Source organism: Streptomyces sp. NPDC054840 (assembly GCF_053611065.1).
Genome location: NZ_JBSGZP010001015.1, coordinates 1 through 1,857, shown reverse-complemented (window position 1 = coordinate 1,857; position 1,857 = coordinate 1). Strand labels below are relative to the sequence as shown.

1 protein-coding gene and 1 pseudogene are annotated in these 1,857 nt (G+C 73.2%); both read right to left on the bottom strand.

Going from position 1 to position 1,857, the window contains the following annotated elements; translation table 11 throughout:
• Positions 1-477: 477 nt before the first annotated feature.
• Entirely contained in the window at positions 478-1,464 is a 987-nt protein-coding gene (locus ACWGIU_RS36995) for an MsnO8 family LLM class oxidoreductase (RefSeq protein ID WP_453712454.1), read from the bottom strand.
• A gap of 166 nt (positions 1,465-1,630) precedes the next feature.
• A pseudogene (locus ACWGIU_RS36990) lies at positions 1,631-1,816 on the bottom strand (peptidase S12); the annotation flags it as partial.
• Positions 1,817-1,857: the final 41 nt, after the last annotated feature.

The following is a 1,857-nucleotide window of genomic DNA, read 5'->3' as shown; positions in this document are numbered from 1 at the left end:
CCCGCCGTCCCGGCCGGTGCGGAGTCGCCACCGGGGGGCGCGGCGGGGGCGCGGTCCGCCGAGCCGTCCGGGGCGGCGTACGCCGGGGTGCCGGCTGCCGCCAGGAGGCCGAGGACGGCGGCCGCGGCGCCGTACCCCGCCCGTCGACGACGTGCGGAACTGGTGGTGATGCGCATGGACGTGCTCTTCCTTTGCCCTCGGCCCCCGGATCACGCTGGTCGGTCCAGGCTAGGTCATCCGTTCGGAGCACCTCCTGGACCAAATGGCCCGTTTTGTGTGGTTCAGTGCACACGGGCTCCTCCACGGGAGGCCGAGAACCTCGGAGTGCCAACGGCTGTGGCCTTCTCCGTGGTGCCGCGTCGCCTGTGAGCAGTGTCACGGCCCGCCGACGGCGCGGGGCCGTGGGGGCCGGCGGGGATCCGCTCCCTGCCGCGCCGCCGCCGCGGGCCCCGGCGGCGGCGGTGGTGGTCACCCGGTCTACGGTGCCGTCGCGGCTCCCCAGTGCTTCCCGATCAGCGCGTACGAGGCGATGCGGTCGGCGAGGTCGTAGACGGGCGTGGTCAGCATCAGCTCGTCCGCCCCGGTCTCGGCGGCCAGGTGTGCGAGCCGTTTCACGACGGTCTCCGGCGTGCCGACGGCCTGCTGGGCACGGAAGCCGGCCAGGGCGTGCCGTTCCTGTTCCGTGAAGGGGTGGGTGGCCGCCTCCGCGGGGGTCGGGAAGGGGATCTGGCTCTCCCCCTTCAGGAGGCCGGCCTTCACGACGTTCATCGGCCCCGCCCGCCGTACGGCTTCCTCCTCCGTCTCCGCGCACACCGCCTCCACACACAGCAGTACGCGGGGCCGCTCGCACCAGCGGGACGGCGAGAAGGCCGACCGGTATCGCTCCAGAACCGCACGGGTGTTGTCCGGCCGGATGTGGTGGGCGACCGCGACCGGCAGGCCGAGTTCCGCGGCGAGCGCGGCCCCCGCCGGGCTGGAGGCCAGCAGCCAGGGCTCCGGGAGCGGGCCCAGTGCCACCTCGTCCACCAGGAACGACAGGATCGCGGCCACGTCGTCCCGGTACTCGGCATCCGTGACCGGGCCGGCGCCGCGGCGCAGCGCCCGCGCGGTGGCGTCGTCGAACGTGCCGGGACCGCGGCCGATGCCCAGGTCGATGCGGTCCTCGTGCAGGGCGGCCAGCGTGCCGAACTGTTCCGCCAGTGTGATGGGGGCGTGGTTGGGGGCCAGCACTCCCCCCGAACCGAGCCGGATGGCGGAGGTCGACGCGGCCGCGTGCGCCGTCAGGACGACCGGGGGGAACGCGCCGATCGCCGGAGAGTGGTGATGCTCCGCGTACCAGATGCGGTGGTAGCCGAGGTTCTCCAGTCCTTGGGCGAAGGCCGTGGTGTCCCGCAGGGTGTCCGCGGCTCGGGTGCCCGTTTGCACCATCGCGACTTCCAGCGCTGAAAGAGGTATGTCGAGCATGGCGTCAGCATAGGGATCGCGGGTGGCGGCGCGGGCGAGCGTGATCGTTTTCGCGCCACACCGCCACACCGCCGTATCCCCGCGCCGCCACACCGCCACACCGCCGTATCCCCGCGCCGCCACACCGCCACACCGCCGCACCGCCATGTCACCATGTGCCTGCGACTCAGTGCCCCTTGAGCAGGGCGCAGACGAAGTTCTCCTGCACGGTGCGCAGTCGGGCCAGCAGCGCCGGCTTGTTGCTCTTGCTGGTCTGGGTGTTGATCGAGAAGGTCAGCGACCGCGTGCCGTCCGGGGTGGTGGCGGCGAGCTGGGTGTACCCCGGGAAGTTTCCGGTGTGGCCGTACAGGAGTCACTGTACGTGGTCCGGCCGGCCCGTGCCGGGCCGGCCGG